Here is a 20,676-nt window from a genome sequence, read left to right on the forward strand (position 1 = left end):
GTCAAGTCCACTTCACGCGTTGCCTGATGTGCCGGACGACACGCCGCGAGCCCGCGCGTCAGCGTTGAGCCTGCGCTTCCGTTGCGCGGAGCCTCCATGAGGCGGCTGAAATGCCGCTGCTTGCAATAGGACCAAGGTCCAATATGCATGCGAGCAGATGGGGTTAATCTGGAAGTCGTGGCGGGCGCAGCCGTGCCTGTGCCTGCTGCCTCAGGAGACGGCCATGAAAGTGTTGTTTGTGTTGATAGCGTTTGTGTTGTCTTCCAATGTATTCGCGGAATGCACCACTAACGCGCGAGGTATGACCGAATGCAATAACGGGCAAGCGGCGGGTGGCTATAACCCGAACACCGGCAATGCATGGAAGGCGCAGAAGAATCAGAACGGTGTCACGACAACAACAACGAGCAAAGGCGGAGAAGCGAAGACCAAAAACGGTAAGGGCGTATATAAGAGCCCGAGCGGACAGACCTGCTATCGGACGGCCAATGGCCAGGGGTGCAATTGACGTGACCGGCGGCCGTGGTACCAATCAAAGCAGCACGCGGACAATTTGACTTTGATCCCGTTCGTCAGCGGATCGATATAGGTGCAAGATAAATACTTCAATTCTCGTTTACATGTTCTGCTGTCCGTACTACGATTGATTTTACCGGCTGGAAGCGCTTTCCAGCTGTAACTTTTGCCGGTGTGCTCCTTCGTCCTTCAACCGCATTCAGAGCGCGTTTTCTTTAGTTTGTTAACTGTCTAATGAGACGATGAGCCTGCTGTTCAAGAGGGGCGTAGTCTCGCATCGATGTTCAGCACGACTTTTGGCAGCCAACCTCGCGGTGCCGAATCTTGAGAGGCCGTTCGGTCATGAGCATCGTCATGCCTGTCATTGTCATTTTGCAAACAGCGATCATTCTAGGGTTGCTGGTACTCGGATTGCGGCATCGCGCATCGGCGTCGTTCAGCAGTGTTAATCCGCCAATTGGCGCAGCGAATTATCGCGAGCGCGGTATATCCAGTGAACCTGCGGCGCATTCGGCTCTTTTCGAATTGGCCGATAAAGCGGGTTTACACGAATCTTTTAATCGACCTCGTCAATCGGGGCGTCTGCGTCCCAAGCATCTTCCCAATCCTCCCGAGGTTTCCGGCGCGCCAGACAGCAGTGTGGCGGCGTCGCGCACGAAGCGGCGTTTTACGGATCGGCTTCGCATGATGGCCTCCGCGAGAACCGCGCGCAGAAAAACTTATGATGACGTCGCGCGAGCGGTGCTCGCGCACGATTCCCACGCGGATGTTGACGAAAAGGTGAGCGGCGAGCGCTATTTTCGTGAAGTGCTGGCCTTATTGCCGCTAGCGACTTTGATGCTCGACGAGCGCGGCGTGATGACAATGGTCAATCCGCAAGCGGAGCGGCTCTTCGGTTATGACTGTGATGAGTTGCTAGGTAAGCCGGTGGAAATGCTGGTTCGCGCGCTGAGTTTCGACAGCCACGCGTCGCGTTGGGCCGACCCTTTAACCACGCAGCAATCGTGCGGGTTCTTGCCGCTGGACGATCTATGCGCACGCCGTAAGGACGACACTGAATTTCGTGCCGACATCGACCTGAGTGCATTTCGTTTCGACGGTGAAAGCGTCACGCTCGCATTCATCATCGACAAGACGGACCGGTATGAGTTACGCCGTCAGCGCCAGGATCTTGCGCATCTGACACGGGTGTCGACGATGGGGCAACTCGCTTCCTCGCTGGCGCATGAGCTGAATCAGCCGCTTACCGCGATACTCAGCAACGTGCAGGCCGCTCAGCGTTTCATGACAGCCGATCCAATCGATCTGGCCGAATTGCGCGACATTCTGAACGATATTGTCCAGGACGATTACCGCGCCAGCGAGGTGATCCGGCGCATTCGCGCAGTCGTCAAGAAGGGCGACCTCGAGGTGATGCCGCTCGATCTCGCCAGCGTGATGCGAGATGTGGTGGCGTTGGTGCACAGTGATGCGATCGTGCGCGGCACGCGCGTGACACTCGATATCGACACGGCATTGCCGCGCGTGCGCGGCGACCGGGTTCAATTGCAGCAGGTGATGCTGAATTTGTTGCTGAATGCGTTCGACGCGATGAACGAAGTCCCACCTGGCGACCGCGTGGTATGCGTCACGCTCAAACCGGCCGACAGGAGCATGGTGTTGATCGCTGTTCGGGATCGGGGTCATGGATTGACCGCCGATAAGCTGGACCAGATCTTTAAGCCGTTTTTTACATCAAAACCCCAAGGGCTCGGTTTGGGATTGTCGATCAGCCGTTCCATCATCGACATGCACCGCGGGCGACTATGGGCCGAAAACAACAACGATCGAGGCGCGACATTCTACGTGGCATTGCCGTCCGGCGATGCCACGCCGGAGGATAAGTCGCGATAAAGGCCATGACTGAATCCGATTCGCTTGTCTTCGTCGTCGACGACGATGATTCCGTGCGCCGCGCGTTGGCGCGTTTGATCCATTCCGCGGGCTATCGTGTCGAAGCATTCGGCAATGCCCGTGCATTTCTCGAACGGCTGCGCGAGGTCGATTCGCCCGCCTGTCTGGTGCTCGATGTGCAGTTGCCTGACCTGGACGGTCTGGCATTGCAGCGCGAACTCAAAGCGCAGTTGCCGATCATCTTCATCACCGGTCATGGCGATATCGCGATGACGGTGGGCGCGATGAAAGCGGGGGCCGCCGATTTTCTGGCAAAGCCCGTGAACGACACCGATCTGCTCCACGCGATCGAAGCAGCGTTCGAACGCGCGGCGCAGACCCGCACGGTGCGCTGCGAACTGGACGCGATCCGTGTCCGTCTGGACAGGCTCACGCCGCGCGAACGGGAAGTTATGGCGCTCGTGGTCACGGGTCGGCTGAACAAGCAGGTGGCCGGCGAGCTCGGCACGGTCGAAAAGACCATCAAGGCGCATCGCGCACGTGTGATGGCGAAGATGGAAGTCACTTCGCTGGCCCAACTCGTGCGCGTCGCGGATAAGGTCGGTCTTGGCAGTGCGGGCGAGACCCACGTTTCGCACTGAAATCATCGCAGCGGTTCAGCGGTGGCGCGGCCTGGTTCAGGGCCCGTTCCGGTGTGTCCGCAGCCGGATGGCTGCAGATCGGTCCACACGAGACCAAGGTCCAATATCCGCGAGCCTTCCTGCCTCGTAGGCTTTCGTCTGGGGGAGAGCGCTTATCCGCGCATTCCCGGACACCGGACTACTTTCCATGGGAAAACTCAAACCATTCGTTGTCGTCGTCGATGACGATGAATCGGTGAGCCGGGCGATCAAGCGATTGCTGCGCTCCATCGGGATCGCCGCCGAAACGTTCGCCAGTGGCGACGCGTTTCTCGACGTCCTCGCATCGATGCCGTCCTATCAACCCGATTGCGTCATCCTTGACGTGCAGATGCCCGGGCTCAACGGACTTGAAGTCCAGCGGCGTCTATCGGGCAAAGGCATGCCGGTGATTTTCATTACCGCACACGACGAGATCGGCGTACGCGAGCATGCGCTCGCAGGCGGTGCGGTTGCCTGGCTGCGCAAGCCCTTCAACGACGAATTGTTCGTCAAGACGGTGCGCGCCGCACTCGACGGTGAGCCACCTGCGTGAAGTGATCGAAGAGGTCCGCGCAAAGCCCGCGCCGCCAATTTGCGCGTTATGGGACCAAAGGCCAATTGCCATTGAACGACGCGAAATCCAATAATTGACTCGAGTAATCAGGGGCGAAGATGGCGCCTGGTTCGGAATCGGGCGCACGCATAAGCGCACGCCAACGGCTCGCCTTCAGGGAAATCGAACGGAATCTGACCATGCAACCGATCGTGCAAGGGTTGACGGGTGTGCTTGTGCTGACGCTGGCGTGCTCAGCGGCTGCGCAGCAGCCCATCATTTACCCGGCCAAAGGCCAAAGCGTCAGCCGGCAGCAAACCGATACCGCGGAGTGCCAACTATGGGCGAAGCAGACGACCGGCGTCGATCCGGTGGTGCTCGCCCAGCAAGGCGCGACGCAATCCGCCGCTCCGCAGCCGCAAGGGCAACGCCTGAGAGGTGCAGCCGGCGGGGCAGCATTGGGGGCCGCGGTGGGCGCGGTGGCCGGTGACGCCGGCAAAGGTGCCGCGATCGGTGCGATCACCGGCACGGCCGCCGGTGGTATGCGGGCACGCCGCACGCAAGAGAATGCAGCGGCGCAAACGCAGGCTAATCAGCAGCAAATCTCGCAAGCGTTGAACACCTACAACCGTGCGGTGGCTGCATGCATGACGGGCCGAGGCTACACGGTGCAGTAGAACTCACGCGCAGCAGGAGAGAGGCATCCATGAACAGGACATGCAAACGTGCAGCGCTTGGGACTCTGGCTCTGGTGAGCGGGTTCTTTTCGGTGGCGTTAGCGCAGACGGCCGCGGCGGCTCAGTTCGACGGCAGCGTGCCGCTGATATGCGCCACCATCGACGCCGACGATTGCTACCCCGGTGAGCTCTGCTTGCGCGCGCTGCCGTCCGAGCTGGGCGCGCCGCAATTTCTGCGCATCGACTTCGCGAAGAAAACCGTCATCGGACCGCAACGCACCACCGCCATTCGCTTCATGGACACCGGCCCCGACCAGATCCTGATGCAAGGGATGGAACTGGGTTATGCGTGGACGATCGCGCTCGACAAGACGGTGGGCTCGATAACGGTCACGCTCGTCAACCGTCAAGACACGCTGGTGCTGTTCGGCGCCTGCACGCTTACGTAGCCGCAACGGGTGAATCGATGAAACCTGTAAGCCACGCGATGTTGATGCAAAGGCCAGTACCGGGCGATGGTGACGCAATGGTAAGCGTGCGCGGGCTTCTCATGCTTGCCATGCTGACTCTGTGCCTGGTTGCCTGTCACAAGGCGGCGACACTGCCCGCAGCCGGACAGACCGAGGTCACCGTGATGCCGGTGGTGCAGACCGACACCCCCGTCGATTTCGAATATACCGCGCAAACGCAGAGCTCTCGCGAAGTTGAGATTCGCGCGCGGGTGGACGGTTTTCTCGACAAGCGGCTCTATACCGAAGGGCAAATGGTTCATGCCGGCCAGACGCTCTTTCTGATGGACCCGAAACCCTTCGACGCCGCGTTGCAGACGGCCAAAGGTCAGCTCGCGCAGCAGCACGCGCGCTTAACGGTCGCGAAGGCGAATCTCGCACGCGTGATTCCGCTCGCCGCACAGAATGCATTGAGTCAGAAGGATCTCGACGACGCGACGGGTAACGAAAAGCAGGCCGAAGCAGCCGTGATAGCGGCACAAGGCCAGGTGCAAACCGCGCAGTTGAACCTCAGCTACACGACCATCAAGTCACCGCTCACCGGCTTGTCCAGCTTCGCAAGGCAACAGGACGGCAGCTTTGTCACTGCGTCGGCCTCGGGCTTGCTGACCTATGTCTATCAACTCGATCCGATGTGGGTCAACTTCAGCATTTCGGAGAATGAGTTGCTGAAGTTCCGCGAGGAGATCACGGCAGGCCGCCTGAGGTTTCCGGCCAATGACGACTTTGAAGTGACGTTGATCATGGCGGACGGCACCGAGTTTCCTAACCACGGCCATATCAGTTTTACCAACCCCGCCTTCAGCACCGAGACCGGCACGTTCCTCGTGCGGGCGTCGTTCGCGAATGAGAAAGGCCAGTTACGTCCGGGCCAGTTCGTGCGGGCACGCGTGTCCGGCGCTTCCCGGCCGAAGGCGATCCTTGTGCCGCAACGCGCGGTCTTGCAGGGTGCGAAGAGCCATTTCGTGTGGGTTGTGGACAATGACTCGAAGGCGCATCAGCGTGTAGTGGAAGTGGGTGAGTGGCATGGCGACGACTGGTTCATCACCCAGGGGCTGCAACCGGGCGAGCGCGTGGTGGTGGACGGCGCGATTCGCGTGGCTGCCGACGTGCCGCTGAAGATCGTCGCGGCGCCGGCCGCGCATGCGGCGGCCAACGTGCCAGGGGGCGGGGAGAGCAGTTCGACGGGACGCCCGTCCGACACGACCGCCGCGCAGTAGGGGACACGCGACATGAATATCTCCCGCTACTGCATTGACCGGCCGATTTTTGCATCGGTGATTTCGATTGTCATCACGCTTGGCGGCGCGGTAGCGATGTTCAACCTGCCGATCGCGCAGTATCCGGACGTCACTCCGCCGCAGATCACGATTTCCGCGAACTATCCTGGCGCGAACGCTGACGTGGTGGCCAACAATGTAGCCGCGCCGATCGAGCAGCAGGTGAATGGCGCGGACAACATGATCTACATGAACTCCTCGAGTTCATCCACCGGCAACCTGACCATCAATGCATTTTTCCAGATCGGCACCAATCCGGAACTGGCGCAGGTCGACGTGCAGAATCGCGTGAACCTCGCGTTGCCGCAACTGCCTTCGTCGGTACAGTCGCAGGGTATTCAGGTGCAGAAGAAGTCGTCGGCGTTCATGATGGTGATCGCGATCTACTCACCGGGCGAGCGCTACGACGCGACGTATATCGCCAACTACGCGAACATCTATGTACTCGATGCGCTCAAGCGCATACCCGGTGCGAACCAGTCGGCTATCTTCGGTACGCCGGATTACGCGATGCGAATCTGGCTCAAACCCGACCGCATGGCACAGCTCGGTATCACGGCGGGCGATGTGCAGCGGGCCGTCGCCAACCAGAACCAGCAGTTCGCCGTAGGCCGCCTCGGCCAATCGCCGACCGGCTCGCCGGTCGAGCAGTCGTTCGCCGTCACTACTACCGGCCGCCTTAGCGAACCGGACCAGTTCGACAACATCATCATCCGGGCAGCCAGCGGCGACGCTGCGATCGTGCGTCTCAAGGACATTGGCCGCTCCGCGCTGGGCCAGAAGGATTATTCGATCCGCAGCCGTTTTCAGGGCAAGCCGGCCACCGTCATCGCGGTGTATCAGCAGCCTGGCGCCAACGCGCTCGACGTCTCGAAGCAGGTCCACGCGGCACTCCAGGAAATGAAAAAGACCTTTCCTGAAGGCCTCGAATACGACATCGCGTTGGACACGACCGACTTCACGCGTGCGTCGATTTCCGATGTCGTACACACCTTCTTCGAGGCGCTCGTGCTGGTCGTGATCGTGGTCTTCGCGTTCCTGCAGAGCTGGCGCGCGACGATAATTCCCGTTATCGCGGTGCCGGTGTCGATCATGGGCACCTTCATGGGGATGCTCGCGCTCGGCTTCTCGATCAATATGCTGACGCTATTCGGCATGGTGCTGGCGATCGGCATCGTGGTGGACGACGCGATCGTGGTGATCGAGAACGTCGAGCGGAATATGAACGTGCACAAGTTGAGTCCGAAGGATGCCGCCAGGCGCGCGATGGACGAAGTAGCCGGCCCGGTGGTCGCGATCGTGCTCGTGTTGTGCGCGGTGTTCGTGCCGGTGGCCTTTCTGGGCGGCATTACGGGGCAGTTGTACAAGCAGTTCGCCATCACCATCGCGATTTCGGTCATTTTCTCCGGGCTGGTTGCGTTGACGCTCTCGCCGGCGCTGGCCGCCTTGCTGTTGAAGCCGGGGCATCACGAAAAGAAGGGCTTCTTCAAGTGGTTCGACAGGAACTTCGCGAAGATGACGGACCACTACACATCCGTCGTCAAGCTGGTGATCAAGCGCTTCGTGGTCGCGCTGTTGCTGTTCGTCGGTATGATCGCGCTGGCGGTGGTGATGATGCGCACCATTCCAACCTCGTTCCTGCCACCTGAAGATCAAGGCTATCTGCTCGGTGCGGTCATCATGCCGGACGCGGCGAGTCTCGATCGAACCGGTGACGTGTCGAAGCGCGTCACCGATTACTTCATGAAGCAGGCTGCGGTGAGCAGCGTGACAATCGTCGACGGCTACAGCCTGCTCGACAGCCAGAACAAGAACAACGCGAGCACGTTCTTCATCGGCTTCAAGAGTTTCGATGAGCGCTACAAGTTCGCCAATATCAGGACCCAGAACGCGAAGGCCGTGCTGATCGATGCCTACGAGAATCTTTCGGAGGTCAGGGAAGGGATCATCCTGCCGGTCAATCCACCGTCGATTCCGGGGCTCGGCACGACGGGCGGCACCGAGATGTGGATTCAGAGCAAGGGCGACGCGACCACTTCGCAGTTGGCCGGGGTCGTGGACGACTTCGTCGCGAAGGCGAAACAGCGGCCGGAATTGTCACGTGTGACTTCCACGTTCAATGCGTCGTCGCAGCAGTTGCTGGCCGACGTCGACCGGGACAAGTCGGAAACACTGGGCGTGCCGGTTGAAGAAGTGTACAGCGCGATGCAGACGATGTTCGGCTCGCTCTATGTCTCGCAGTTCAACCGTTCGAGCCGGCTATGGCAGGTGATTTTGCAGGCCGAGCCGTCATACCGCCTGACGCCGCAGGATCTGAATCAGCTCTATGTGCGCAGCAAAACAAACAGCATGGTTCCGCTCAAGGCGGTAGTGACGACGAAGTACGTCACGGGTCCGGACCTGGTCACGCGCTTCAACAATTTCCCGGCCGTGAAGATTACGGCCAACGCTGCGGCCGGCTACAGCTCCGGGCAAGTCATCACTGCGCTCGAAGAAGTGGCCGATCAGGTGATGCCGTCGGGCTACGGCGTTGGCTGGAGTGGCGAGGCTTACGAGGCGCGTCAATCGGGCGGCACCTCGGGGCTCGTATTTGTGTTTGGTCTCGTGATGGTGTTCCTGATTCTGGCCGCGCAATACGAGAAGTGGAGCTTGCCGTTCGGCGTGCTGCTGGCGGTGCCGTTCGCGCTGTTCGGGGCGTTGCTCGCGATTCTTTTGCGCGGCCTCGAGAACGACGTGTACTTCCAGATCGGCTTGACCATGCTGGTCGCGCTCGCTGCCAAGAACGCCATTCTGATCTTCGAGTTCGCGGTGCTCAATCGCGAAGCGGGCGAGTCGGTATACGACGCGGCGGTTACGGCGGCAACCGAGCGCTTGCGGCCGATCGTGATGACCTCGCTCGCGTTCATTCTTGGTTGCGTGCCGCTTGCCATCGCGCTCGGCGCGTCGGCCAACAGCCGGCATTCGATCGGCACGGGTGTGATCGGCGGCATGCTCGGCGCGACGGTGATTGCGGTGTTCTTCATTCCAATGTTCTTCTACGTGCTCGAAACCATGTCGGAAAAGAGCGGCGGCAAGAAGACGCCTGGAGCGAGCGGCGGGTCAACCGCGGTAGACGGCGTGGGGCCGAGCGCACCGATTGCGCCGGTGGGTTCCGGCGGTCCTACCGTCACGCCGTCCGCACGGCGCGAGGGCGACTGACATGAGAGGCTCTCCATTCCGGCTGCGTCTGGCGTCCGCATTGCTGCTCGTAACGGGATTGAGCGGTTGCCTGTTTGGTCCAGACTACGTGCGCCCAAACGTGGCGACACCCGCGAACTTCCGTTTCGAACCTGGTGAAACCACAGAGGTCGCCAATACGCCGTGGTGGGAACAGTTTCAGGACCCCGTTCTGAACGATCTGATTCTGGCCGCACTCGCGGACAACAAGGATGTGAAGATCGCGGCGGCCCGCGTCGACCAGTTTCTCGGTCAGTTCGTGACGACACGCTCGGCGCTGTTTCCGCAGATCAACGCCGGCTTCGACGCATCGCGTCAGCGTGCTTCCCAAGCGGGGCCGACGCCGTTGCCCGCTGGGTTCGGTCCTGTCTACAACGCGTTTTCGGCGCCGTTGTCGGTGGCGTGGGAACTGGACCTCTTCGGGCGGGTGCGTCGTGAGACCGAATCGGCACGTGCGAACCTGCTCGCGAGCGAGGAGGGCCGTCGCGCGACCATTCTCTCGCTGGTTGCTTCGGTGGCCACCGCCTACATCAATCTGCGTGATCTCGACCAGCAACTGGCAATCGCCAAGGCGACCACCGACAGCCGCGCCGGATCGGTCAAAGTGTTCCAGGCGCGATTTTCCGGCGGCGATGTCTCGCAGATGGAACTCGCGCAGAGCCAGTCCGAATACGAAGCATCGCTCGCGACGATTCCACAGCTCGAGACGCAGATTGCCCAGCAGGAAGATGCATTGTCGGTGCTGCTCGGGCGCAACCCTGGTCCAATTCTGCGGGGCCGTGAGCTGACCGAACTGGCGCTGCCCGTCGTCCCTGCTGGTCTGCCGTCCGACCTGCTCGAGCGACGTCCCGATCTGCTGCAGGCCGAGCAAAACCTCGTTGCGGCCAATGCGCTGATCGGTGCGGCGCGCGCGCTGTATTTTCCGCAAATCTCGCTGACAGGTCTGTTCGGCTCGACGAGCGGACAGTTCTCGAAGCTGTTCACGGGGCCTGCGCGCGTCTGGTCGTACGCCGGCTCGTTGACCGTGCCAATCTTTACGGCGGGAAGCATCAGCGGCCAGGTCAGTCAGGCCGAGGCGCAGCAGCAACAGGCGCTGATCCAGTATCAGCAGTCTATCCAGATCGCGTTCCAGGAAGTCGACGACGCGCTCATCGCGCTGCAGAAGTCGCGCGAGCAACTGGTCGTGCAGGCACGCCAGGTGGACTCGCTGCGGACGTATGCACGGCTCGCGCGGTTGCGTTTCGAAGGCGGCTATACGAGCTATATCGAGGTGCTCGACGCCGAGCGCAGTCTGTTCAACGCGCAGTTGAGTTACACGCAGACCAATGGCCTGGTGTTCAACTCGCTGATTGGTCTCTACAAGGCGATGGGCGGTGGGTGGGTCGTGCAGGCTGAGGCCATGACCGGGCGGGTGATGGGGCAGAAGGCGGTAGCACAGGTGGCCAGTCGGGCTGGCGATCAATCAGGGACCCAGTTGGCGAAACCGTCAGTGAGTCCGGCGGTGAGTCCGTCAGCGAATCCATCAGCGAATCCGTCAACCGCCTCGCCGGGCGCGGAGCAACCTGAATGACCACCGCCACGACCAACGAGGCAACCGAGGCCGCTCCGATATCCCTTGTCGCCTGCCACGAATGCGATCTGCTGCAGCGCGAATCCGCTGTGCCGCCCGACGGCACGCTGCGCTGCTGCCGCTGCCACGCTGAACTCTATCGCTCGCATCCCGACAGCACCGCCCGGGCGCTCGCTTTCACGCTTACGTGCGTCGTGCTGTTCTTCATCAGCAATCTGTATCCGATTGTCGGGCTCGCGGTGAACGGCGATCTCGTCGAGACGACGTTGCTCGGTGCGGTTCGCGTGCTCTACAAAGACGGCATGTGGCCGATTGCGGGTCTCGTGCTCGCCACCACTTTCCTGATGCCGTTGTTGCAGATGACCGCGATGGCGTATCTGCTGGTGCCGTTGCAGTTGAACCGCCGGCCGTATCACGCCGATCTTGTGTTTCGCCTGATGCATCTCGCGCAACCGTGGGGCATGACCGAGGTTCTGATCCTTGGCATGCTGGTGGCTCTCGTCAAGCTCGCGCACATTGCGAGCGTCGTGCCGGGTGTCGCGTTATGGTCGTTCGGCGCGCTCATGCTGCTGCTGGCGGCCGCCGCTTCCGCGTTCGATCCGCGCGCACTCTGGCAGCGCATCGGCAGCTTCGACGATGCGGCCTCGAAGACGGAGGCGGCCGCCGCCGCGGCGGCTCATACCGCGTTGCGTTGCGGCCTGCTGAGTTGCCATAGCTGCGGCCTGCTGGTGAAGGCGACGGCTCATGTGCACGGCGCGGCGTGCCCGCGCTGCGGCGCCCATCTGCATGCGCGCAAACCCGAAAGTATCGCGCGCACCTGGGCCTTCCTGATTGCCGCCATCGTGCTGTATATCCCGGCGAACGCGTTGCCTGTGATGACTACCAGCTCGCTGTTCGGTGCGGAGAAGGACACCATTCTGAGCGGCGTCGTCTATCTCTGGACTTCGGGGTCATGGCCGCTCGCGTTGGTGGTCTTCATCGCCAGCATCGCGGTGCCGATGTTGAAGATCCTGGCGTTGATGTACCTCGTGATCTCCACGCAACGGGGCTCGGTCACGCTCGTGCAGCAACGAACCCGCATCTACCGGCTCGTCGAGCTCGTGGGCCGCTGGTCGATGCTCGATATCTACGTCATCACCATTCTTGTCGCGCTCGTGCAGTTCAATGCACTCGCCACGATCCAGGCGGGACCGGCTGCGGTCGCGTTCGGCTCGGTGGTCGTGCTGACGATGTTCGCGGCCATGTCGTTCGACCCGCGCCTGATCTGGGACGCGACGGAGCACCATCATGTCTAGACCTCCCGGGCCGCCCGAGCTTCCCGAAGCGGTGGCGACGCCGCGCTCGCGCTGGCGTATGCAGGTGGTGTGGTTGGTGCCGCTGGTGGCGGTGCTGATCGGCGGCTGGCTCGCGGTGAAAGCGATTCTCGAACAGGGGCCGACCGTCACCATCAGTTTTGAAACCGGCGAGGGGCTCGACGCGGGCAAGACCAAACTCAAGTTCAAGAACGTGGATATTGGCGTGGTCAAAAGCGTGACGTTGTCGGGTGATCACCAGAAGGTGGTCGCCACCGCCGAGCTCTCGAAAGACGCGACCGGTTTGCTGGTGGACGACACGCGCTTCTGGGTGGTGCGTCCACGCATTTCCGGCGGCACGGTGTCGGGCATCGGCACCTTGATCTCCGGTTCGTTCGTCGGCATGGACGTGGGCAGTTCGCCCAAGTCCCGGCGCGACTACGTCGGGCTCGAGTCGCCGCCGGTGTTCGCGAGCGGGGTGCCGGGGCGCGAGTTTATCCTGAAGGGCGACGACATGGGTTCGCTCGATATCGGCTCGCCGATCTATTTCAGACGCTTGCAGGTCGGCCAGATCACCTCGTACAAGCTTGACGATAACGGCAAAGGCGTGACCATGCATGTGTTCGTCAACGCACCGTACGATAAGTACGTGCAGAACGATACGCGTTTCTGGCAGGCGAGCGGCATCGACGTCTCGCTTGATGCAACCGGCGTGAAGATCAATACGCAATCGCTGGTGGCCATTCTGATTGGCGGGCTTGCTTTCCAGGCGCCCGACGACGCGGTCGATCAGCCGGAGGCGGGTGCCAGTACTGAGTTCACGTTGTTCTCTGACAAGACCGAGGCGATGAAACGTCACGACCGTCTTGTCGATAAGTACGTGCTCAATTTCAAGGAGTCGGTACGCGGTTTGACTGTCGGTGCGCCGGTCGATTTCCTCGGCATCGTCGTGGGCGAGGTGGAGGCGATTCACACGAGGTTCGATCCGGTCACCAAGCAGTTCAGCATTCCGGTTGACATCAAGCTGTTTCCGGAGCGCTTCACGTCGCGCTTTGCGTCGGGAGCTGGCGGCAGGCTGGCCACCGATGCCGATCGGCAGCAACTTGCGCAAACGCTTGTGGATCATGGTTTGCGAGCCCAGCTGCGCACCGGCAATCTACTGACCGGCCAGCTCTATGTCGCGCTCGATTTCTTCCCCAACGCGCCCAAAGCGAAGGTGGACTGGAGCTCGACCCCGCCCGCGATGCCGACTGTCGCAGGCGGATTGCAATCGCTGCAGGATTCGGTGACGGCGCTCATCGCCAAGCTGAACAAGATCCCCTTCGAAGCAATCGGCAACGACGCGCATCAGACCCTGCGCGATGCGGATGCACTGCTCAAGCGGCTGGATAGCGAGGTCGCACCGCAAGCGACTCAGACACTGGCCGCGGCGAAGTCCGCGCTCGACTCGGCGAATAACGCATTGCAGCCCGATTCCGCGTTGTCGCAGAACACCGGCGACGCGATGAAGGAACTGGCGCGAACGGCGGCGGCATTCCGCACGCTGGCGGACTATCTCGAGCGCCATCCAGAGGCACTGATCCGCGGCAAGCTGGAGGATAAGAAATGATGCGCTCATCCTTAACCGTAGCCGTAGCGTTGGCGCTCGCCGCGTTGTGCGGTTGCGCCGCTTCGCCCAAGTCGGACTTCTACACGTTGAGTCCGGCGGCGCCACAGATGGGCAACCCACCCGCCGCGCCGATCGCAGTGCTGATCGGCGTGGTGACGGTGCCCGACCTCGTCGATCGGCCGCAGATCGTGGTTCGCAGCGGCGACAACAAGGTGGATATCGATGAATTTGCCCGCTGGGCCGATCCGTTGAAAAGCCAGATACCACGCGTGATAAGTGCCGACCTGGGGCAGTTGCTGAACAGCGCGCTGGTGTCCGCCTATCCGATAGGCGGCGATCCCGCGTCGGCTTACCGGGTCCAGCTCGACATCCAGCGTTTCGATGCGGCGCTCGGCGACGCCGTGACGGTCGACGTGTTGTGGTCGGTAGCGCCGCCGGCGAAAAAGCCGCTACTAAGTGGCCGGAGCACGGTCCACGAACCTTGCGCCGGTGCTGGTTTCGATGCGGTGGTGGCGGCATACAGCAGGGCGCTCGGAACCGTGAGCCGCGATATTGCTACCGCGATCCGACCGGCTTCGCCTTGATGCGTGGCCTGGTCGAGCAACGTTGCCGCTCGCCGGTCGCGTTCCCGGCGCAGTTCGGCCCCATTCGCAGAACAATGTGGATGCCGGGGGCGGAAGCGGCCAACGGGTGTGGTTCCAATTCCTATCATGAGGTTACTTACAGCCGTGATGACGGGCAACGCGTGACTACGTTCGCCGCGTTCTGAAAAAGCTGCAATGTCGTGTCGTGCGCATGTCGATTTCTCCCACGATCATTCGTCGTATTCACAGGAGGCGCTTTTGCCTCCGAACACTATCGTCTTCAAAGGAGAAACCCAAATGCGTGTAATGGTCATGGTCAAGGCAACGCCCGAATCCGAAGCCGGGCAAATGCCAGGCATGGAGCTCATCGCGGCGATGGGCAAATATAACGAGGAACTGGTGAAGGCTGGGATCATGCAAGGCGGCGACGGGCTGAAGCCGAGTTCGGCAGGCGTACGCGTGAGGTTTTCAGGGAAGGATCGAACCGTCGTCGACGGTCCATTTGCAGAGACCAAGGAATTGATCGCCGGATATTGGCTCTGGCAAGTTCAATCGATGGACGAAGCGATTGAATGGGTCAAGCGCTGCCCGAATCCGATGGTGAGTGATTCAGAGATCGAGATTCGGCCTTTCTTTGAGCCTGCGGATTTTGGTGAGGCCTTTACGCCTGAGCTTCAAGAGCAGGAAAAGCGTCTACGGCAGCAGATTGACGGGCAGACGCGCTGACAATTTTCATCGCATCAGTCTGGGGGGCGCGCGGAGGCAGCCCCGCCCCGCCTGTCTGAGGCTTAAGTCAGGCGTCGTGGTGTCGTGCAGGACGAGGTGCAACGCGGTTTCATGGCATTATCGTGTGCACTTTCACACCACCGCTGGAGCGTATGCCATGGCGACTTACATTGTTTTCACAAAGGAGAGCACGCAGGATCAGGGGGAGCTCGACGTCTACCAAAGCAAGGTGGGCGAGACCTTCAAAGGTCATCCCGTCAAGATTCTTGCTGCTTACGGACCTCAGCAGATCCTTGAGGGCGACGCGCCAGAGGGCGTCGTGATCGTGGAGTTTCCGTCGACGGCGGCCGCGCGCGCGTGGTACGACAGCCCGGCATATCAGGAGGTCGCGCAGCACCGGTTCAAAGGTGCGCGCTATCGCGCCGTTCTCGTCGAAGGCCTGTAACGAAAGGCGATGCACAACCATCTTGCATATTGTTAAGCCTTCCAGCCAGGGGTAGTCGTGAACAGCGTTTCAATTGAGGCCGTCGCGCCGGGCGATGCCGACGTTTTTGTGGCGCGTCAACCAGTCATGGATCGAGCTGGTCGCGTTGTCGCATACGAGCTTCTTTTCAGAGACGGTCCCACAGGGGGCGCGCGGATCGGGGACGAACTGCATTGCACCACGGCGGTGATTGAACGCGCAGTGGGTTCGATCGGTCTCGAACGGCTTGCGGGGAGCAAGGCTTGCTTCCTGAACTGCCCACGTGATTTTCTGTTTTCGGACTATCCGTATGTGCTGCCGGCGTCGCGTTTCGTTCTGGAGATTCTGGAGTCTGTCGAGCTGACATCGGACCTCTCACGACGGTGCAGCGAGTTGCGAGGAGCGGGCTTCCAGATAGCACTGGACGACGTCAGGAGCATGACTGACGAGATTCGATGGTTTCTTCCTGCCGTCGACATCGTCAAGATCGACTGGCCGTTTGTTGAACGTGCGGAGTTACCGGAGCTGGTCAGTCAGTTCAAACGTGCGGGAAAGGTCGTGCTCGCCGAGAAGATCGAAACGGCAGGGGATGCGGAGCATGCCCGGCAACTGGGTTGCGATCTGCTGCAGGGCTACTATTTCGCCAAACCGCAAATTCTGTCAGGCAAGCGCGCGATGCCGCCAGTCAAGGCGATTCTTCACGTGTTCGACCTGGTCGGCAGCGATGCGCCGTTGGGCAGTATTGCGCGAGCGCTAAAAGAAACGCCAATGCTGGTTGCCCAACTCTTACGGCTTGCAAACAGCAGCGAGCAACCCAACGGCAAAACGGAGCGCATTTCTTCGCTCAAACAGGCGCTCTCGATAGCCGGAAGCCGCAGACTTTTGCATTGGTGCGGACTTCTGCTTTACGTCGGCCGCGACGGCCTTCCAGTTGAGGACGATCCGCTTGCGCTGCTTGCGCAACGACGGGCGCATTTCATGGAAGAGGCGATCGACGCGATGCCGGATGGCTCGCGCTCGCTGGCGTCTGCAGGCTATCTCACGGGCATGCTGTCGTTACTGCATGTCGCGTATCAGATGGAACTGCGCAGCTTCGTCGACGAGCTACCCGTTTCTGATTCCATCCGGCTGGCTATCCTTAACGGCGGTGGAGTACTCGGCGAATTGCTGTCGGTGGCCACGCTGCTTGAACGGGGCGATGTGGATGCGGCGACGGGGAGACTTCAACAGCTGGAGTTTCCCCCCGCAGGGGTTCGGAAGATCGTTGAGTGCTACTGACGCGATTTCCAGTATCGCGAGCGGTATGACGGCCAGTCTCAGTCGTTCGACCGCGTATCAATGTGGACATTCGATCGCATACAATACGTATACCGTGCATCCGAGTGAGTGAGACGACGTGACAGCATCTTCCCTGACAACCCCGGAAAAACTGGGGGAACTGGCCTATCAGACTTTGCGGCGAATGATCCTCGATAAGGCATTACGCAGCGGGGGCGCCGTCGTTGAAGGCCGGCTGGCCGAGGAACTCAACATTTCCCGCACGCCCATGCGCGAAGCGTTGCTGCGGCTTGAAGGCGAGGGTCTGTTGACGCGCGCCGGGGCTCGCTCCTATTCGGTGCGCTTCGTCAGCGCGCAGGAATATTTACAGGCGATGAAGGTGCGCGAGTTGCTCGAAGCGGAGGCCGTCGGCCTTGCCATCGGTAAGATCGACAAGAAGCAGATCCAGCAGTTGATAAAGAAGATCAAGGCTCTGCGCAGTGGGCAGCAGGAGCAGGAACACTGGCAGATCGACGACCAGGTTCACACGATGATGGCGCATGCAAGCGGCAACGACGTGCTCGCGCGGATGATCGAAGTGGTGCGCACGAACAGCCGGCTGTTTGAACTCACGACACCTTTCAATCGAATCGAGGAGGATCGCGCCGAGCACCTTGCGATCCTCGAAGCGTACGCTGCCGACGACGCAGATGCCGCACGCGCCGCCGTTCGCACGCACCTGCAGAATCTGCGCCGTTTCGTGCTCCACCGTCTGAGTGAAGGCAGCGGTCCCTGAACCGGATCGGCCCGCTAGCGGTTCGCGGCCCGATCGACTCCATCAGTGGCGTAGGATCTTGCCGACGAATTCACGCGTGCGCGCTTCCTGCGGGGCATCGAAAATCTGCTGCGGCGAGCCTGTTTCGATCACATGGCCACCGGCCATGAACACGACTTTCGACGACACCTCGCGCACGAAGCTCATCTCGTGCGACACGATGAACATGGTGATGCCCTCCAGCGCCAGAGCGCGAATCGTATCGAGCACCTCGGTGACGAGTTCGGGGTCGAGCGCGGCGGTGACCTCATCAAGAAAGAGCACGTTTGGCTTCAACGCCAGCGCGCGGGCGATTGCCACACGTTGCTGCTGACCGCCCGACAACTCGTCCGGATACGCTTTCAGCCTGTGTTCCAGGCCCACGCGCGTGAGCAACCGGATGGCATCGTCTTCCACCTGCTTGCGCGGCCACCCCTTGATCTTGGTAGGCGTGATCATCACGTTGTCCAGCACGGTCATGTTCTGGAACAGGTTGTATTGCTGGAAAACGATCGCGATTTCCGAGCGTAACGACCGCACGGCCGCCTTGTCCGCATAGTTCACGAGATCACCGTTGAGTCGTACGCTGCCGTGCTCCGGCGGCAACAGCCCCAGTAGAACGCGCAGCAACGTGCTCTTGCCCGATCCGGACGGTCCAATCAGGCTGACGATTTCACCTTTCTCGACCGACAGGTTGATGCGTTCGAGTACCGTGTGCGGCCCATACGACGCCTTCAGATCAACGATTTCGAGTTGTGGCAAGTTTCTTCTCCAGGCGCTTACCCAAGCGCGACAACGGGTACGACATTACAAAATAAAGCACCAACACCGTTCCGTACACGAGCCACGAGGAAAAGCCCTTGTTGGTCAGCACCTTGCCGGCGGACGTCAGTTCCATCACGCCGATCTGCGAGGCGAGCGCCGTGTCCTTGATGAACATGACGAAGAACCCGAACGTGGGTGGCACGATCACCCGCCACGCTTGCGGCACGATGACGAAACGCAGCGATTCGAAGTACGAGAAATTCAGCGTCAGCGCGGCTTCCCATTGATTTTTATGGACCGATTCGAGTCCGCTTCGAATGATCTCGCCAAGGTAGGCGGACGCGATCAGGCAGACGCTTAGCGACGCGACGGCAAACGTCGAGAGATTGGCTTTCGACGTTTGGCTCGCGAAGAACACGAGCATCAGCGTGACCAGAAACGGGATGCGGCGAAACAGGAAGCAATAGGCAAAGGCGAGGGCGCGCAAAGGCGCCATCGTGCGGGAATGCGTGACGCGGACAATCGCTATGACAAAGCCCGCCAGAAAGCCCGTAAAGCAGCCGGCAGCCGATAGCACGAAGGTTGCGGCAAACCCTTCCACTAGCAACAGCAGGTTGTAAAAAGAAAACAGCTGTGCGATTTCGACCTGTGAGGAAGCGAACATCAGAACACCTTGATTTTGGCGCGGCAGACATGGCGCCCGATCATCGCCAGTGCGAACGTCGCGATCAGTGTGACGGCGACGTACAGTACGGCGGCCACGCTGAACGCCTCGACCGAGAGATAGGTCTGTGAACTGAGGTTATATGTGCGCCCCGTCAGTTCCTCGACGCCGAAGATCGATGCCATCGACGTGCCGAGCGTCATGACGATGAACTGGTTCGACAGCGGCGGGAACATCACCTTCAGCACGTGTGGAAGGATCACATGCCGCACGATCTGCGGCGTGGAGAAGCCGAGTACTTCGGCAGCCTCGATCTCCATTAGCCGGACCGAATTGAATCCTGCGCGCTGGATTTCGCACAGATAGGCGCCCGCATTGAACGTCGCCCCGATCAGCACCGCTGTGAACGGCGACAGGGTCACGCCGATCTCAGGCAGTGCGAAGAACAGGAAAAAGATCTGCACGAGTTGCGGCGTATTGGTCGCGAATACCACATAAGCCGTCACCACTTTGCGCAGAAACGCCGGCCCGTAGCGCAATACCGAAGCACAGACGAGGCCGATGATCATGCCGAACCCAAACGCGAGCACGGCGATCTGCAGGCTGAGCCATGCGCCGGCAAGCAGATAAGGCCACTGCTGCAGGATGGGCTCGAAATGTAGGGTCATCGAATAGTGGCTCCCGCCGGATGCGCAGTGCTCGTCCGTTACGGCGACGAGCGCTGTCGCCAGTTTCCCTTACTGCGCGGCTGCAACAGGTGCAGGTGAGGCGGTCGGATCGTGCAGCATGGCGCTGCCGAACCACTTCTTCCAGCTTGCGGCGACAAAGCCGTTCTTCTGCAACGCGCCGATTTCCTTGTTCAGGCGCTGCGTCAGTGCCATATTGCCCTTTTGCACGCCGATGCAGTCGTAGTCCACTTCGATCGGCGCATCCACCACACGCCATTTTGTCGGATAGTTCTTCGTGTAGCTCAGCATGAAGTCGAGCACGTCGATCAATGCGTCGGCGCGGCCCTGAGCGATCGCGCGAACTGCATCCGGATAGTTGTCGAGAATCAGAAGCTGCGCCTTGGGCAGTTTGTCATGGATCAGCTGGATAGGCGTCGTGCCGCGTACCTGAACGAGGCGTACCGCCGGATCGTTCAACTGGGTCCAGTCTGAATAGGACGTCGCCTGTGTCGTCAGGACGCCTAGTACTTCGGTGTTGACCGGGTCGGTGAAGTCGATCACCTTCAGGCGGTCCGCGTTGCGCGTCATGCCGCCCATCACCGCGTCGATCTTGTCGGTCATCAGAAACGGCACGCGGTCGTTCGAGCCAACTGGAACGATTTCGAGCTTCACGCCGAGCGAGTCGGCAATCTTCCTGGCAATACTGACATCGAAGCCGTCGATGTTGTTTTTCGCGTCGTAAATGCCGAGCGGCGGCAGGTTCGGGTTGATGCCGAACACGATCTTCTTTGACGCGATGATCTCGTCGAGCGTGCGGGCGCTGGCGTCGAACGAGCCGAGCAACACGCAGGCGGCAATACCCACGGCGAGCATGCGGGTGAGGAGGATCGAGGATTTCATGCGGCAACTCCGTAAGAGGTTCGGGGGCGAATGCTGACCGTTCTGGCGCACGGTTCGG

20 protein-coding genes are annotated in these 20,676 nt (G+C 60.7%); 16 read left to right on the forward strand and 4 right to left on the reverse strand.

The window, feature by feature from the left end:
• Positions 1-223: 223 nt before the first annotated feature.
• The 16 genes from PQQ86_RS22255 (at position 224) to PQQ86_RS22330 (ending at position 17,603) form a co-directional block, all read left to right on the forward strand.
• Complete coding sequence (locus tag PQQ86_RS22255; protein WP_408196337.1) at positions 224-508, forward strand: hypothetical protein; 285 nt, start codon at positions 224-226, stop codon at positions 506-508.
• 692 nt (positions 509-1,200) lie between these two features.
• Complete coding sequence (locus tag PQQ86_RS22260) at positions 1,201-2,409, forward strand: PAS domain-containing sensor histidine kinase (protein ID WP_408271688.1); 1,209 nt, start codon at positions 1,201-1,203, stop codon at positions 2,407-2,409.
• Between the two features lie 5 nt (positions 2,410-2,414).
• Positions 2,415-3,050 carry a response regulator transcription factor gene (locus PQQ86_RS22265; RefSeq protein ID WP_408271692.1) on the forward strand — a complete coding sequence of 212 codons (636 nt, stop codon included), beginning with the start codon at positions 2,415-2,417 and terminating at the stop codon, positions 3,048-3,050.
• A gap of 187 nt (positions 3,051-3,237) precedes the next feature.
• The gene (locus tag PQQ86_RS22270) at positions 3,238-3,624 is read left to right on the forward strand and encodes a response regulator transcription factor (RefSeq protein WP_097395455.1); all 387 of its coding nucleotides are present in this window, start codon (positions 3,238-3,240) and stop codon (positions 3,622-3,624) included.
• 200 nt (positions 3,625-3,824) lie between these two features.
• Positions 3,825-4,301: a YMGG-like glycine zipper-containing protein gene (locus PQQ86_RS22275; protein WP_408271695.1), complete on the forward strand. Its 477-nt coding sequence runs from the start codon at positions 3,825-3,827 to the stop codon at positions 4,299-4,301.
• 29 nt (positions 4,302-4,330) lie between these two features.
• Entirely contained in the window at positions 4,331-4,750 is a 420-nt protein-coding gene (locus tag PQQ86_RS22280) for a hypothetical protein (protein ID WP_408271699.1), read from the forward strand.
• 38 nt (positions 4,751-4,788) lie between these two features.
• The gene (locus PQQ86_RS22285) at positions 4,789-6,030 is read left to right on the forward strand and encodes an efflux RND transporter periplasmic adaptor subunit (protein WP_408279301.1); all 1,242 of its coding nucleotides are present in this window, start codon (positions 4,789-4,791) and stop codon (positions 6,028-6,030) included.
• A 12-nt stretch (positions 6,031-6,042) separates the two neighbouring features.
• Positions 6,043-9,288, forward strand: coding sequence for an efflux RND transporter permease subunit (locus tag PQQ86_RS22290; protein ID WP_408271702.1), 3,246 nt, complete (start codon positions 6,043-6,045; stop codon positions 9,286-9,288).
• A gap of 1 nt (position 9,289) precedes the next feature.
• Positions 9,290-10,876 (forward strand): efflux transporter outer membrane subunit, encoded by a 1,587-nt coding sequence (locus PQQ86_RS22295; RefSeq protein WP_408271704.1) that lies wholly within the window; start codon positions 9,290-9,292, stop codon positions 10,874-10,876.
• Positions 10,873-12,171 carry a paraquat-inducible protein A gene (locus tag PQQ86_RS22300; RefSeq protein ID WP_408271707.1) on the forward strand — a complete coding sequence of 433 codons (1,299 nt, stop codon included), beginning with the start codon at positions 10,873-10,875 and terminating at the stop codon, positions 12,169-12,171. Before PQQ86_RS22295 ends, PQQ86_RS22300 begins: the two co-directional genes overlap by 4 nt.
• Positions 12,164-13,777, forward strand: coding sequence for a PqiB family protein (locus PQQ86_RS22305; protein ID WP_408271710.1), 1,614 nt, complete (start codon positions 12,164-12,166; stop codon positions 13,775-13,777). The genes PQQ86_RS22300 and PQQ86_RS22305 overlap by 8 nt, the downstream gene beginning before the upstream one ends.
• Complete coding sequence (locus tag PQQ86_RS22310; protein ID WP_408271713.1) at positions 13,774-14,361, forward strand: PqiC family protein; 588 nt, start codon at positions 13,774-13,776, stop codon at positions 14,359-14,361. The genes PQQ86_RS22305 and PQQ86_RS22310 overlap by 4 nt, the downstream gene beginning before the upstream one ends.
• Positions 14,362-14,658: 297 nt before the next feature.
• Positions 14,659-15,087, forward strand: coding sequence for a YciI family protein (locus PQQ86_RS22315; protein ID WP_097395461.1), 429 nt, complete (start codon positions 14,659-14,661; stop codon positions 15,085-15,087).
• Between the two features lie 157 nt (positions 15,088-15,244).
• Entirely contained in the window at positions 15,245-15,532 is a 288-nt protein-coding gene (locus PQQ86_RS22320; protein ID WP_408271716.1) for a DUF1330 domain-containing protein, read from the forward strand.
• A 225-nt stretch (positions 15,533-15,757) separates the two neighbouring features.
• Positions 15,758-16,828, forward strand: a complete 1,071-nt coding sequence (locus tag PQQ86_RS22325) for an EAL and HDOD domain-containing protein (protein WP_408271719.1) — start codon at positions 15,758-15,760, stop codon at positions 16,826-16,828.
• Between the two features lie 118 nt (positions 16,829-16,946).
• On the forward strand, positions 16,947-17,603 hold the full coding sequence (locus PQQ86_RS22330) for a GntR family transcriptional regulator (protein WP_408271722.1): 657 nt from the start codon (positions 16,947-16,949) through the stop codon (positions 17,601-17,603).
• A 42-nt stretch (positions 17,604-17,645) separates the two neighbouring features.
• Here the strand turns inward: PQQ86_RS22330 and PQQ86_RS22335 are convergent, their stop codons facing one another.
• The 4 genes from PQQ86_RS22335 to PQQ86_RS22350 form a co-directional block, all read right to left on the reverse strand.
• Positions 17,646-18,383, reverse strand: a complete 738-nt coding sequence (locus PQQ86_RS22335; protein ID WP_408271725.1) for an amino acid ABC transporter ATP-binding protein — start codon at positions 18,381-18,383, stop codon at positions 17,646-17,648.
• Positions 18,361-19,050: an amino acid ABC transporter permease gene (locus tag PQQ86_RS22340; protein ID WP_408271728.1), complete on the reverse strand. Its 690-nt coding sequence runs from the start codon at positions 19,048-19,050 to the stop codon at positions 18,361-18,363. Before PQQ86_RS22340 ends, PQQ86_RS22335 begins: the two co-directional genes overlap by 23 nt.
• Positions 19,050-19,718, reverse strand: coding sequence for an amino acid ABC transporter permease (locus PQQ86_RS22345; protein ID WP_408271731.1), 669 nt, complete (start codon positions 19,716-19,718; stop codon positions 19,050-19,052). Before PQQ86_RS22345 ends, PQQ86_RS22340 begins: the two co-directional genes overlap by 1 nt.
• Before the next feature lie 69 nt (positions 19,719-19,787).
• The gene (locus PQQ86_RS22350; RefSeq protein WP_408271734.1) at positions 19,788-20,618 is read right to left on the reverse strand and encodes a transporter substrate-binding domain-containing protein; all 831 of its coding nucleotides are present in this window, start codon (positions 20,616-20,618) and stop codon (positions 19,788-19,790) included.
• Positions 20,619-20,676: the final 58 nt, after the last annotated feature.

This window comes from Paraburkholderia sediminicola (assembly GCF_046026675.1).
GTDB lineage: Bacteria > Pseudomonadota > Gammaproteobacteria > Burkholderiales > Burkholderiaceae > Paraburkholderia > Paraburkholderia sediminicola_F.